Source organism: Pseudoalteromonas sp. M8 (assembly GCF_018141365.1).
Taxonomy (GTDB): domain Bacteria; phylum Pseudomonadota; class Gammaproteobacteria; order Enterobacterales; family Alteromonadaceae; genus Pseudoalteromonas.
Map to the genome: position 1 here is coordinate 750,259 of NZ_CP047240.1, position 13,231 is coordinate 763,489.

Here is a 13,231-nt window from a genome sequence, read left to right on the forward strand (position 1 = left end):
GATGACGATAGAAATACTTCCAGCTCGGTTAGCCAACCAAATCGCTGCCGGTGAGGTGGTGGAGCGGCCAGCATCCGTCGTGAAAGAGCTGGTGGAAAACAGTATTGATGCAGGTGCGACGCGCATTCAAATAGACATTGAGCGTGGAGGACACAAGCTTATTCGGATCCGTGATAACGGTATCGGTATTGTTAAAGACGAGCTGATGTTGGCATTGTCTCGCCACGCGACAAGTAAACTGAAAAGTTTAGATGATCTGGAGTGTATTGCTTCGCTTGGCTTTCGAGGTGAGGCGCTGGCATCCATCAGTTCAGTATCGCGACTGACTCTGAGCTCTAAACCTCAAGCGCAAGAAACTGCTTGGCAGGCTTTTGCCGAAGGGCGAGATATGGCTGTGCAGGTTCAACCTACCGCGCACCCAGACGGCACCACGATTGAAGTCAAAGATCTGTTTTTCAACACGCCTGCACGAAGAAAGTTTTTACGCACCGAAAAAACCGAGTTTAGCCATATCGATGAGCTGGTTAAGCGCATTGCATTGAGTCGTTTTGATGTTGCCATCACGCTCACTCATAACCAAAAGGTGGTTCGCCAATATCGCCCTCGCACTATTGATAAAGGTGTTGAGCGAGTTGCGCAAGTTGGTGGTAAAGCATTCTTACAGCAAGCAAGCTTTATCGACTCAGGGCATGAGGGACTGAGGTTATTCGGTTGGGTGTTACCTGCGGGGGTCAACAACGGCACACAATATACCTACGTAAACGGTCGCATGATGCGAGATAAGCTCATCCTGCATGCGATTCGCCAAGCATTTGATGAATCCATCGGGCATGAAGAGCTTCCCGGTTTTGTCATATATCTTGAATTAGACCCGAGACAAGTTGACGTTAATGTCCATCCCGCGAAACACGAAGTTCGCTTTCATCAAGCGCGCTTGGTTCACGACTTTATTGTACAAGCCATAAAGCAGGTCGCGACGGAGCAAATTGATTTACCTTGTGCAAGCGAGACCGAGACTCAAGCACCTGATATCGCATCGCCATTATTTACGCCCCAAGAACAGGTAGATGAAACTTATCATCAAAGTTACCGTTCAACCTTACAGCCCGAAACGCAACCACAGGCCTATTCGGCTCCAAGTACCTTCGGCGAACGCACTGAGGCTTCAAGAGCAGCCTCAGGTGGCGGTCGAAGTAACTATGGCGGTGCAACAGGTGGTGGCAAAAAGCAGGTGAATGTAAACCAGCTCTATCAAGGGCTATCACATCAACAGATGCGGCACTTCGATCAAATTGAAGAAGCTGCATTGCCGTCAAATGAAGTAAGTAGCGTCCCGATATCCGCCAGTAAATCTAGCTGGATGTTGTTGCCGCAAGGCAAAGTCATGCTTGAGCAAGATAATCAATTGTTGTTTGGTGATTGTAGGCAGGGGCTGTTGCCATATTGGCAAATGCAAATTGAGCAAGATGGCACATTGCAAGGCAAAGCGTTGTTGTTACCCGTGCGCATCAAGTTAGATAAAGCCGCACTGGAAGCATTGCAGCAGCGTGAAACTTGGTTGGCAATTTTAGGGTTTGCGATTGAAATTTTTGATGGTCATATTTTAGTTAAAAAGTTGCCAGTGTCACTCTATAGCATAGATGTTGGTGAAATTTCTAAGCAGATGATGGAACCAAGCTCAGATGCTGAACTCCAAGATTGGTTACAGTGGCTAGAAGTCTCAACACCCAGTAGCTATTTCGATAGCCAGCATTTTGATTTAGTTAAAGAAAAATTACTTTCAAAAGCCTCATGTTTGGCTCGTATTCATAAAAGTGCGGTTACAATTGATGCCCAGAAGTTGGTCAGTTTTTTAAGTTCGCAGTAATTCGTGCCTAAGTAGGTATTAATTACCATGTACTATCAGCTATAATACGAGATTAGTGCAGTTTATTAGTAGGTTAGATGTGAACAAGTTACCTGTCATTACCCTAATGGGGCCGACAGCAGCGGGCAAAACCGCATTGGCCATAGAGTTATGCCAAGCGTTAAATACCGAAATCATCAGTGTAGACTCGGCGTTAGTGTACAAAGGGATGGATATCGGTACGGCAAAGCCGAGCGCACAAGAGCAAGCACAGGCACCACATCACCTAATTGATATTATTGATCCTGCACAAAGCTATTCGGTTGCTGAGTTTCGTGCTGATGCTATTAAACTAATTGATGATTTTCATCAGCGTGGCAAGGTGCCAATTTTAGTGGGTGGCACGATGATGTATTTTAAAGGCTTGATTGAAGGCCTGTCGCCATTACCAGAGGCTGATGCTGAAATCAGAGCGGTATTGGAGCGCGAAGCCGAACAAAAGGGTTGGCCTGCGCTGCATCAACAGTTAAAAGAGATTGACTCAGAAGCCGCGGCTAAAATCAGCGAAAACGATTCGCAACGTATCAACCGTGCTTTGGAAGTTTATCGCATTAGTGGTAAAACGATGACTCAATTGCAGCAAAGCAAACAGGATGCATTGCCGTATAAATTTCATCAATTTGCGATTGCACCAAGTGACCGAAAAGTCTTACATGAACGTATAGAGAAAAGATTTGAAATAATGTTGGATGAAGGCTTTAAAAATGAAGTTTTGGCCTTATATCAACGTAAAGATTTACACCCTGATTTGCCTTCTATTCGCTGTGTCGGATATCGGCAAATGTGGGAGTATTTAGCTGGCGAGTGCGATTATAACGAAATGGTTTTCAAAGGCGTCGCAGCGACCAGACAACTGGCGAAGCGGCAATTAACTTGGCTGAGGGGGTGGCAAGATGTGACTTGGCTTGACACCGATAGTCAAGAAAACTTGCAACGTGTTCTAACTTCGCTAAGCTAATAGTAGTTGTTAAATCAGCGTGTTCTGATTAAATCAACGACCTGACATAATAACACCTAAAACGAAGGATAAGAAAATGGCAAAAGGCCAATCTTTACAAGACCCATTTTTGAATGTCTTGCGTCGTGAGCGCATTCCTGTCTCAATTTTTTTAGTGAATGGCATTAAATTACAGGGCAAGATCCAGTCATTTGACCAATTTGTGATTTTGCTTGAAAACACAGTAAACCAAATGGTTTACAAACACGCCATCTCCACTGTGGTTCCAGCTCGTGCGGTTAACTTCCAAAATGCAACCGGAAGTGAAGCGGGCGACCAAGGTGAAGAAGGTAATTATTAATTCTTATTAGTAGGAGCTTAATGCTTGTTTGACCGTTATGAAGCCGGCGAACAGGCAGTCTTGGTTCATATAGAATTTCCTCACGAAGGAGATCGCGAAGATCTACGTGAATTGGAAATGCTAGTTTCTTCTGCTGGTGTTAGTAGTGTGGCGGTTGTGCAAGGCAGCCGTCAAGCACCACATGCAAAGTTGTTTGTCGGAACGGGTAAAGCTGAAGAAATTGCCGAGATTGTCAACATCCACAACGCAGATGTCATCATATTTAACCACCAACTCAGTCCCTCACAAGAGCGCAATTTAGAACGCGTTTGTAAGTGCCGAGTGTTAGATAGGACAACGCTGATCTTAGATATTTTCGCGCAAAGAGCCCGTACCCACGAAGGTAAATTGCAGGTTGAGCTTGCTCAGCTAAGGCATATCTCTACGCGCTTAATTCGAGGGTGGACGCATTTAGAAAGGCAAAAAGGGGGGATCGGCTTACGTGGTCCTGGTGAAACTCAATTAGAAACCGATAGACGGTTACTAAGAGAGCGAATTAAGAGTATTCGTAAACGATTAGACAAGGTAGCCGTTGTGCGTGAGCAAGGGCGTCGAGCGCGTAGTCGTAACGAGATCCCAACTGTTTCTCTTGTAGGCTACACCAATGCGGGTAAATCGACGCTGTTTAACAAAATTACGGATGCGGATGTATATGCTGCGGACCAATTGTTCGCAACGCTTGATCCTACGCTAAGAAAGATCGAAATCGATGATGTTGGCCCCGTTATCTTAGCAGATACAGTAGGTTTTATTCGTCATTTACCTCATGACTTGGTAGCAGCATTTAAGGCGACTTTAACAGAGACTCGTGAGGCGGATTTACAGCTTCATGTCATCGATGTTGCAGATCCGAGAAGAAAAGAAAATATAGAACAGGTACAATTGGTTCTAGAGGAAATTGAAGCCAATGACATTCCTCAACTTTTAGTCTACAACAAAATTGATCTAATGGACGAAGTTGCGCCTAGAATAGATAGGGACGATGAAGGAAAACCGATCAGAGTGTGGTTAAGTGCCCACTCTGGAGAAGGGATTTCGTTGTTATTCGACGCCGTTAAAGAGTTGTTGGCAAAAACCGTTTTCACAGCTGAGCTTGCCGTACCTCCTGCGCTTGGGCGCTTACGAGGTGCACTATTTGAGCTTAATGCCGTGGATGAAAAAGGCTACGACGAGCAAGGCAACTGGCTTGTTTCGGTAAGAATGCCAAAAATCGAATGGGAAAAGCTCAATAAGGAATTCGGGCGAAATCTCAATGATTTGGTTGTTGGTAGTTAAAAATCGTCAATTTCGAGCGTATTTTTATATGAGAGTCGCTCGAATTTTGTTAGATTTAACCTAATTCATTTAAATAACAATGGAGTATAGCTATGGCCTGGAACGAACCGGGTAATAATGGCAATGATAACGATCCGTGGAAAAACCGCGGGGGCGGGATCAAGGCCCACCTGATCTAGATGAAGTATTCCGTAAATTTGGTAATAAATTCGGCGGTATTTTCGGCGGTAAGCCGGGGAAAGGTGGTAATGGCGGATTAGGCGGTGCTGGTTTCGTCTTTATACTTATTATCGCAGCCATCGTATGGGCACTAAGTGGTATTTACACGGTAAAAGAAGCTGAGCGCGGTATCGTGTTGCAATTTGGTAAATTTGACCGTATTGCTGAGCCGGGTCTGCGCTGGAAAGCCACGTTCATCGAGCGTGTTATTCCTGTAGATATTGAAGCGGTGCGTTCATTGTCGGCTTCAGGCTTTATGCTTACGGAAGACGAAAACGTCGTGAGTGTTGAGTTTGAAGTGCAATATCGTGTTGTAGATCCAACGCTTTATCGTTTCAGTGTGACCGATGCTGATCACAGCTTACAACAAGCGCTAGACAGTGCTCTACGTTACGTTGTGGGCCATTCTCGCATGGACCAAGTGTTAACTACGGGTCGTGAAGTGGTTCGTCAGCGCACTTGGGAAGAGCTAAACAGTATTATCGAACCATACAATCTTGGTTTGATTGTTACAGACGTTAACTTTAAGGACTCGCGTCCTCCTTCAGAAGTAAAAGACGCATTTGATGATGCGATTGCTGCACAAGAAGATGAAGAGCGTTTCATTCGTGAAGCAGAAGCTTATGCGAAAGAAATTGAACCGCGTGCGCGTGGTCAAGTGACTCGTATGACGCAAGAAGCAGAAGCTTATCGCGAGCGTATAATCCTTGAATCTCGAGGTGAAGTGGAGCGCTTTGAAAAGTTACTACCAGAATACCAAGCTGCGAAAGAAGTAACGCGTAAACGCTTATATATTGATACAATGGAGCAAGTTTTGGGCCGTAGCTCAAAGGTATTGGTTGATGTTGAAGGTGGTAATAACATGCTGTATCTACCACTTGATAAGATTATGCAATCCCATAACAACGCTTCGTCACCAGTACGTTTGCCAAATCAGAGCGATATTGAGCAGCTTCGTAGAACGATTGAAGGTACTCAACAGCAAAATAGCTCTGTCAATTCAGGCGGTGATAGATTTAATCGCGACAGATTTGGTAACGGGAGATAATCAATATGAAGAATTTTAGTCTACTTCTATTAGTCACTGCCGTGATCATGTCGTTCTCTGGTATCTTTGTAGTAAACGAAGGTCAAAGAGCAATTGTACTGCTATTTAGCAAGGTACAAAAAGACGCGAATGGCGATGCTCTGGTGTATGAACCTGGCCTTCACCTGAAAGTGCCTTTCTTTAGCCAAGTACGTAAATTAGATGCACGGATCCAAACACTTGATGGTCAACCTGATCGCTTTGTAACGAGCGAGAAGAAAGACTTGATCGTGGATTCTTACGTTAAGTGGCGCGTGAATGATTTTAGTGCTTATTACCTACGTGCGCGTGGTGATAAACAGTATGCTGAAACGCTACTTAAGCAAAAGGTGAACAACGGTCTAAGAACAAACTTCGGTTCGCGTACTATTAAAGAAATAGTATCTGGTGAACGTAGCGAGCTAATGGAAGAAGCGTTAGTTCAAGCGTCTGAAAGTGCAACTGAGCTTGGGATTGAAGTACTTGATGTCCGTGTTAAGCAAATTAACCTACCTAACGAAGTAAGTAACTCGATCTACCAGCGTATGCGTGCGGAGCGTCAAGCTGTGGCGAAAGAGCACCGTTCTGAGGGTCAAGAGAAGGCGGAGACCATCCGTGCTAATGTTGATCGTCGAGTGACAGTAATGCTTGCAGATGCTGAGCGTAATGCTCGCGCGGTTCGCGGTCAAGGTGATGCAACGGCGGCAAACATTTACGCTAAAGCATATAATAAAGACCCTGAGTTTTTCGGGTTTGTTCGTTCGCTTGAAGCATATAAAAATACCTTTAAAGATAAGAATGACGTTATGGTGTTATCACCGGATAGCAAGTTCTTTGATTATATGAAGGATGCAAAAGCTCAATAAGATGATGCTTTTGAGATGATTGTAAAACCCCGCCAGCCAGCGGGGTTTTTTATTGGCGCGATATGGCCACAACGTTAGACGATGAAATCCCACGAGTAGCCGCGATCTTTCATGCCGCAAAAAACGCACCGTAGCAGCGGATTTTATGTAGCGGAAAAACACATCGTAGCAGCGACTTTATGTCGCGAAAAAATACATCGTAGCAGCGACTTTATGTCGCGACCAACAATAAAAAAGCGGCCAATAGGCCGCAGTTAGGAAGTGAATTGGTACTAGCCTATTAAAATTACAAAACCTTAAAACACGTACTTCACTGAAAGTTGCAGTCTGTCTAAATCACCTTCAAGGCCACTTTCTGTTTCTCGAGTGCCCATCTTATATTCAGCACCAAAGGTAAGCTTTTTCACGGGTGAATAAAGTAGGTTTGCGCTGTAACTCATACTTGATTTTGTCGGATCGCCAGTTACCGCCAGCAAATCGCTTTCGTTATCAGCATTGAAGAAAGAGTATAAGAATGTTGAACGGAATTGTTCATTCCAGCTATGTTGATAAGCAATAAAGCCCGATGTCGAGTCAATTGCATGTAACGAGTTACCGTCGTATACCGCGCCATTAGCAACGTTTAGGCCTACGTAACGACCAAGCCCTTGACCTTGGGTCAGCATAAATTTCAAATTATTGTCACCGAAATTAACACGACCAGATGCACTGACCCCAAATGAGCTTTCAGACTCATCAGCTCCACCGACTTTATAGGTAATTTGGCGCGCAAGTGCCGCTACCGCAATATGACCCCAATCTGCATTGTGTGTGTACCGTGCAGTGAAATCAGGCATGCTAGCGTCATCAGTGACGACACGGCCACTATCTGCAGTGGTAACTGTGCTTTCAGGGTTTTCAATAGAGAAAGACCAGTTTCCCGTGGTGTATTTAGCCATGGCTTGGCGTACGAAAACGGTGCCTTCAGCTGGACCAACGAAATCTAAAGTCTCTGGTAGCGCACTAACATTTTGGAAGTTTGACCAAGCTTGACCGAACAAGAAGCCTTTGTAGCTCACAAAGGCTTGGCGAATACGAGGTGAGTAGGAGTTACTCACACGCTCATTGCCTCCAGATGTAGAAATAAAGTCTAGCTCGATTTTAGTCTTGATACTGCTGCCATCATCAAGCTTAGTATCGGTCCCGAAGCTAAAGCGAGATTGGCGAGCGTGCATATCAAACACAGCATCGCTATCTGAGTTAACCCCGACAGGAGTCGTACCAGGGACGTAAAAGTCTCGGCCGATATTTTGCGCACCCAGCGCGCCGTCAGAAAAGTCACTCCAAATGGCATCTAGCTTGATATAACCACCATAGCTAACTTTAGTATCGTCAATCTCAGCCGCAGTGGCAGGGAGAGCGCAGAGGCTACTGATAGCAACTGCGAGCAGTTTTTTATTAATGTTATTCGTTGTCATAATCCAGTTCCTCAATAGCTGTGCTTTGCAGTTGGCAGCAGCCGATATTCATATTAATCATCACTAACTGTTGTTTAAGGTTGGTTTTTACTCAATTACCTATTGGTCTATTAGACTAAGGTGGCATACAGTAAATGAGCGGAGGATAACGCGATCATAACGTTTGAATTAGGTACAGTCGGTAAGTTGTATGAAACTTTTACGTTTGCAGCTGTTCTACAACTAAGGTCTAATACTTAAACACCCAAGGCTGGGTGATCCTTAGGAAAAGCGTGTCTAGCAGACCTAGACCTCTAAATATAATGGAGATGACTATGTCACAGAGCATTTATCCAGTTCCTGAAAAAATCAAGAACGCAGCATTAATCAACGACGAGCAATATCAAGAACTATATCAAAAGTCGATTGATGACCCCGCAGAGTTTTGGAAAGAGCACGGTCAACGTTTAGATTGGTTCAAACCTTATAGTAAAGTTAAAAATACCTCATTTGATAAAGGCCATATCAATATTAAATGGTATGAAGACGGCGTACTAAATGCCTCTTATAACTGTATCGATAGACACCTCGAAAAGCGCGCCGATAAAGTTGCGTTGATTTGGGAAGGTGATAACCCAGAACAAACGGAAAATATTACCTACCAACAACTACACGATGAAGTCGCAAAGCTTGCCAATGGCCTCAAGAGCCTAGGAGTTGCAAAGGGTGACCGCGTCGCTATCTACATGCCGATGACTCCACAAGCAATTTATGCCATGCAGGCCTGTGCAAGAATTGGTGCTATCCACTCCGTTGTGTTTGGGGGCTTTTCACCTTCTGCGATTGCAGACCGTATTAAAGATTCTGGCGCCAAAGTGGTCATCACCTCAGATGAAGGTCGTCGCGGTGGTAATTGTGTGCCGCTTAAGGCAAATGTTGATGAAGCGGTAGCGCAAGCAGGCGTCACCACTATCGAGCATGTGGTTGTACATCAATTAACAGGAGGCGATGTTGAATGGAATGCTCACGATGTCTGGTGGCATGAATTAGTTGCTGATAAGCCAGCCGAATGTGAACCTGAAATGATGAATGCGGAAGATCCGCTCTTTATTCTTTATACCTCGGGCTCTACCGGTCAGCCGAAAGGGGTAGTGCATACTACGGGTGGATACCTAGTGTATGCATCAATGACTCATGAGTATGTATTCGATCTTCAAGAAGATGATATTTACTGGTGTAGCGCGGATGTGGGTTGGATCACGGGTCATAGTTATATTGCTTATGGTCCACTAGTAAATGGTTGTACTCAAGTTGTATTCGAAGGCGTGCCGACCTATCCTACGTCTGGTCGCATGGGTGAAATCGTTGATAAACATGGCGTTACTATCCTTTATACTGCGCCTACCGCGATCCGTGCTTTAATGGCAAAAGGTGACGAGCCGACAGCAAGTTCCAAGCGTGATAGTTTACGTATTTTGGGTTCGGTCGGTGAGCCAATTAATCCAGAGGCTTGGTCTTGGTATTATGAGCAAATTGGTAATAGTGACTGTCCTATCGTAGATACTTGGTGGCAAACCGAAACGGGCGGCATCATGATCACGCCACTACCTGGCGCTACTGCACTTAAGCCGGGCTCTGCGACCCGTCCATTCTTTGGTATTGCTCCTGCACTGTTTGACGCGGAAGGTAATACGCTGACAGGCGCGACCGAAGGTAATCTGGTGATTTTGGATAGTTGGCCTTCACAAGCCCGTACGGTTTATGGCGACCATGACCGCTTTGAACAAACGTACTTCTCGGCTTATCCGGGCGTTTATTTTACGGGCGATGGTTGTCGCCGTGATGAAGACGGTTACTACTGGATCACCGGTCGCGTGGATGATGTACTTAACGTTTCAGGTCACCGCCTCGGTACTGCTGAAATCGAAAGTGCGTTAGTCGCTCACGAAGCGGTTGCTGAGGCGGCTGTGGTAGGCTATCCACACGACATTAAAGGTCAAGGGATCTATGTCTATATCACGCCAAATGAAGGGGTAACGGTATCTGACGAGTTAACTAAAGAGGTGAGAAATTGGGTGCGTAAAGAGCTAAGCCCAATTGCAACCCCAGACATGATCCAATGGTCTCCAGGTTTACCTAAAACCCGTTCTGGTAAAATCATGCGCCGGATTTTGCGTAAAATTGCAGCCAATGAGTATCAACAGTTAGGGGATACTTCTACACTTGCCGATCCAAGTGTGGTTGATGAATTAATCGAGAATAGATTGAATCGTTAACTGAATAACTTGAATTGCGACCTAATATAAACATACTATAACGGCTGTTATCTTTACGATAACAGCCGATTTTTTAGGAGCATAGCATGTATCAGTTTTTAATCGCGGATGATCATCCTCTATTTCGAGAGGCGCTTAAGGGGGCTCTAAAAGCGCAGTTTGAAGGACTAGAGGTATTCGAATCTGAAAACTTTGACACTACGCTCTCGGTCTTACAACAACAAGAAGAACTAGACCTACTCCTGCTCGATTTACATATGCCGGGCAATGGTGATTTATATGGACTAATTCGGATCCGTGAGGATCACCCAAGTCTTCCAGTTGTTGTGGTTTCGGGAAGCGAAGACCTTTCTATCATTTCTAAAGTGATGGGATACGGCGCGATGGGTTTTATCCCAAAAGCGGCGTCAGTAGAACAAATTACCGAAGCCATAGAGCAAGTGCTCGAAGGTGACACGTGGTTGCCTGAAGGCATGAAAGACAAAGTGGCTGAACTTGAAGGTGAAGACAAAGAGCTTGCCCAACAAGTGGCCTCGCTCACGCCGCAGCAATATAAAGTGCTACAATATTTACACGAAGGCTTGCTGAATAAGCAAATTGCCTACGAGCTAAATATTTCAGAGGCAACGGTGAAAGCACATATCACCGCTATCTTCAGAAAGTTGGGTGTCTATAATCGTACTCAAGCCGTATTGATTGCTTCAAAACTACAACTAGAACCTATCGAAGCGAGTGACTAATTTCGCATCATTGCTTGCAAGGTGCTTACCTTGCAAGCAATGATGCTTTAGCTTAACTCTTTAAACGCCTGACTTAGTCCCTCTATTGTTAGCGGATACATTCTGTCTTGCATTAATTGATTTATTAGCTCTATCGAATGGTAATAAGACCAATAGCTTTGCGGCTGAGGGTTAAGCCAAGCCACCTTACTAAAGTGATTGGTTAAACGATTCAGCCAAGTAGCACCTGCTTCTTGATTCCAATGCTCTACGCTACCTCCGGGATAGGTGATTTCATAGGGGCCCATTGTCGCGTCACCAACAAATATTAGTCGATAGTCTGAGCCGTATCGATTAATTAGCTGATAAGTATCAAGCAATTCGCTGTCACGACGGTCATTATCGTGCCAAACATGTTCGTACACACAATTATGAAAGTAAAAAAACTCGAGGTGCTTAAATTCACTGTGTGCGGCACTGAAGAGTTGTTCACAAAGCTGGATATGGTCATCCATAGAGCCGCCAATATCAAACAGCATCAATACCTTCACTGAGTTATGTCGCTCAGGAGCCATTTTCACATCCAGCATGCCGCCTTGTCTTGCGGTAGCGCGAATGGTTTCATTAAGATCGAGCTGATCGCTTGCTCCACTGCGCGCAAATTTACGCAATTGCTTGAGTGCAAGCTTAATATTGCGGCTGCTGATGTCGGTATTACTGTCAAGATTGCGATACTGCCGTTTATCCCAGACTTTTACTGCTCTGCGATGGCGATTTCCATCTTGGCCAATGCGGATCCCTTCAGGATTATAGCCGTAAGCGCCAAAAGGCGAAGTGCCTCCTGTACCAACCCATTTATTGCCGCCTGCGTGACGTTTTTGTTGCTCAGCCAAGCGTGCTTTCAACGTTTCAAGGAGCTTATCGAGTCCACCCATGGCGTTAAGTTTGGCTTTTTCTTCTTCAGACAGCGACTTCTCAAACTCTTTACGCAACCAATCCTCAGGCAATTGCTGCTGTTGAAGTTGTGAGAAGAGATCAATTGACTCTATTCCCTCAAAGTAATCAGCAAACGCACGGTCGAATTTATCAAACAAGGTTTCATCTTTCACGAAGATGGTTTTTGCCAAAAAGTAAAAGCCGTCCAGATCGGCAAAGCAAACTTCTTTATCCAGCGCCTCTAAACAGTCTAGTAATTCGCGCAGGCTCGCTTTGATACCGTAACGTCTAAGCGTGAGTACAAAATCGATGAGCATGATCAGCGGCGGCTCATAAAGGCAAGTTTCTCAACCAAAGAAACATCTTGCTCGTTTTTAAGTAGCGCACCAAATAACGGCATTAGGCCACCTTGGTTAGATTTGTCATGCAACGCGTCAGGGGAAATATCTTCCGCTAATAATAGTTTTAGCCAGTCGAGTAATTCACTCGTGCTTGGCTTTTTCTTTAGGTTTGGTGTGTCGCGTAATTGGAAAAAGCTTTCGAGTGCTCGTTGTACTAAATTTGCTTTAATATGTGGAAAATGCACGTCTACAATCTGCTGCATCTCTTCTTTGCTCGGAAAGTCGATGTAGTGAAAAAAGCAGCGGCGTAAAAAGGCATCTGGTAGCTCTTTTTCATTGTTTGAAGTGATAATCACGATGGGGCGCACCTTTGCCTTTATTTGCTCGTTAGTTTCGTAGACATGAAACTCCATTTTATCGAGTTCTAACAGCAGATCATTGGGGAATTCAATATCGGCTTTGTCGATTTCATCAATCAGCAGAACGGGGCGCTTTGTGGCGCTAAATGCCTGCCACAGCTTACCTTTGATGATGTAATTGCCAACGTCATTAACGCGAGGATCGCCAAGTTGACTGTCGCGCAAACGCGAGACCGCATCGTATTCGTACAGGCCTTGCTGGGCTTTGGTTGTTGACTTTATATGCCATTGAATTAGTTCGGTATCTAAACTTTTTGCCAATTCTTCGGCGAGTAAGGTCTTGCCTGTACCAGGTTCACCTTTAATGAGGAGTGGTTTTTCTAAAACGATGGCCGCATTCACGGCCTGTTGTAGTGCAGAGGTAGCAATATATTGATCAGTACCTTTAAACATAATTCAACTTCTTGTGGTCAGATGAGATAGGTTCATCTTGCC

The 13,231-nt window shown here is 44.9% G+C and carries 10 protein-coding genes and 1 pseudogene; 8 read left to right on the plus strand and 3 right to left on the minus strand.

Going from position 1 to position 13,231, the window contains the following annotated elements; translation table 11 throughout:
* Position 1: 1 nt before the first annotated feature.
* The 6 genes and pseudogenes from mutL to hflC all read left to right on the plus strand — a co-directional run bounded on the left by mutL (position 2) and on the right by hflC (position 6,669).
* Positions 2–1,867, plus strand: a complete 1,866-nt coding sequence (gene mutL / locus GSF13_RS08425) for a DNA mismatch repair endonuclease MutL (RefSeq protein WP_249122790.1) — start codon at positions 2–4, stop codon at positions 1,865–1,867.
* Between the two features lie 106 nt (positions 1,868–1,973).
* Positions 1,974–2,864: a tRNA (adenosine(37)-N6)-dimethylallyltransferase MiaA gene (gene miaA, locus GSF13_RS08430; protein ID WP_249122791.1), complete on the plus strand. Its 891-nt coding sequence runs from the start codon at positions 1,974–1,976 to the stop codon at positions 2,862–2,864.
* Positions 2,865–2,940: 76 nt separating this feature from the next.
* A complete protein-coding gene (gene hfq / locus GSF13_RS08435) occupies positions 2,941–3,204 on the plus strand; it encodes an RNA chaperone Hfq (protein WP_010377383.1) in 264 nt (87 codons plus the stop codon).
* 24 nt (positions 3,205–3,228) lie between these two features.
* On the plus strand, positions 3,229–4,518 hold the full coding sequence (gene hflX / locus GSF13_RS08440; RefSeq protein ID WP_010605651.1) for a ribosome rescue GTPase HflX: 1,290 nt from the start codon (positions 3,229–3,231) through the stop codon (positions 4,516–4,518).
* Between the two features lie 92 nt (positions 4,519–4,610).
* Positions 4,611–5,785 (plus strand): annotated as a pseudogene (gene hflK, locus GSF13_RS08445) (FtsH protease activity modulator HflK).
* A 5-nt stretch (positions 5,786–5,790) separates the two neighbouring features.
* Complete coding sequence (gene hflC / locus GSF13_RS08450; protein ID WP_010377388.1) at positions 5,791–6,669, plus strand: protease modulator HflC; 879 nt, start codon at positions 5,791–5,793, stop codon at positions 6,667–6,669.
* A 296-nt stretch (positions 6,670–6,965) separates the two neighbouring features.
* Here hflC and GSF13_RS08455 read toward each other — a convergent pair whose 3' ends face one another.
* On the minus strand, positions 6,966–8,126 hold the full coding sequence (locus tag GSF13_RS08455) for a DcaP family trimeric outer membrane transporter (protein ID WP_211867878.1): 1,161 nt from the start codon (positions 8,124–8,126) through the stop codon (positions 6,966–6,968).
* 314 nt (positions 8,127–8,440) lie between these two features.
* Between GSF13_RS08455 and acs the strand changes: the two genes are divergently transcribed.
* Entirely contained in the window at positions 8,441–10,381 is a 1,941-nt protein-coding gene (acs, locus tag GSF13_RS08460; RefSeq protein ID WP_211867880.1) for an acetate--CoA ligase, read from the plus strand.
* Between the two features lie 86 nt (positions 10,382–10,467).
* Positions 10,468–11,121, plus strand: coding sequence for a response regulator transcription factor (locus GSF13_RS08465; protein ID WP_010605647.1), 654 nt, complete (start codon positions 10,468–10,470; stop codon positions 11,119–11,121).
* A 47-nt stretch (positions 11,122–11,168) separates the two neighbouring features.
* Here the strand turns inward: GSF13_RS08465 and GSF13_RS08470 are convergent, their stop codons facing one another.
* Both GSF13_RS08470 and GSF13_RS08475 read right to left on the minus strand, forming a co-directional pair.
* A complete protein-coding gene (locus GSF13_RS08470) occupies positions 11,169–12,353 on the minus strand; it encodes a VWA domain-containing protein (RefSeq protein ID WP_010605646.1) in 1,185 nt (394 codons plus the stop codon).
* 2 nt (positions 12,354–12,355) lie between these two features.
* Entirely contained in the window at positions 12,356–13,192 is an 837-nt protein-coding gene (locus GSF13_RS08475) for a MoxR family ATPase (protein WP_211868981.1), read from the minus strand.
* Positions 13,193–13,231: the final 39 nt, after the last annotated feature.

Excerpts from the sequence above, each read along its gene's own strand:
- GSF13_RS08470 (WP_010605646.1), bottom strand. The coding sequence starts at position 12,353 with ATGCTCATCGATTTTGTACTCACGCTTAGACGTTACGGTATCAAAGCG.
- acs (WP_211867880.1), top strand. The coding sequence starts at position 8,441 with ATGTCACAGAGCATTTATCCAGTTCCTGAAAAAATCAAGAACGCAGCA.
- GSF13_RS08465 (WP_010605647.1), top strand. The coding sequence starts at position 10,468 with ATGTATCAGTTTTTAATCGCGGATGATCATCCTCTATTTCGAGAGGCG.
- hfq (WP_010377383.1), top strand. The coding sequence starts at position 2,941 with ATGGCAAAAGGCCAATCTTTACAAGACCCATTTTTGAATGTCTTGCGT.
- GSF13_RS08455 (WP_211867878.1), bottom strand. The coding sequence starts at position 8,126 with ATGACAACGAATAACATTAATAAAAAACTGCTCGCAGTTGCTATCAGT.
- hflC (WP_010377388.1), top strand. The coding sequence starts at position 5,791 with ATGAAGAATTTTAGTCTACTTCTATTAGTCACTGCCGTGATCATGTCG.
- miaA (WP_249122791.1), top strand. The coding sequence starts at position 1,974 with ATGGGGCCGACAGCAGCGGGCAAAACCGCATTGGCCATAGAGTTATGC.
- mutL (WP_249122790.1), top strand. The coding sequence starts at position 2 with ATGACGATAGAAATACTTCCAGCTCGGTTAGCCAACCAAATCGCTGCC.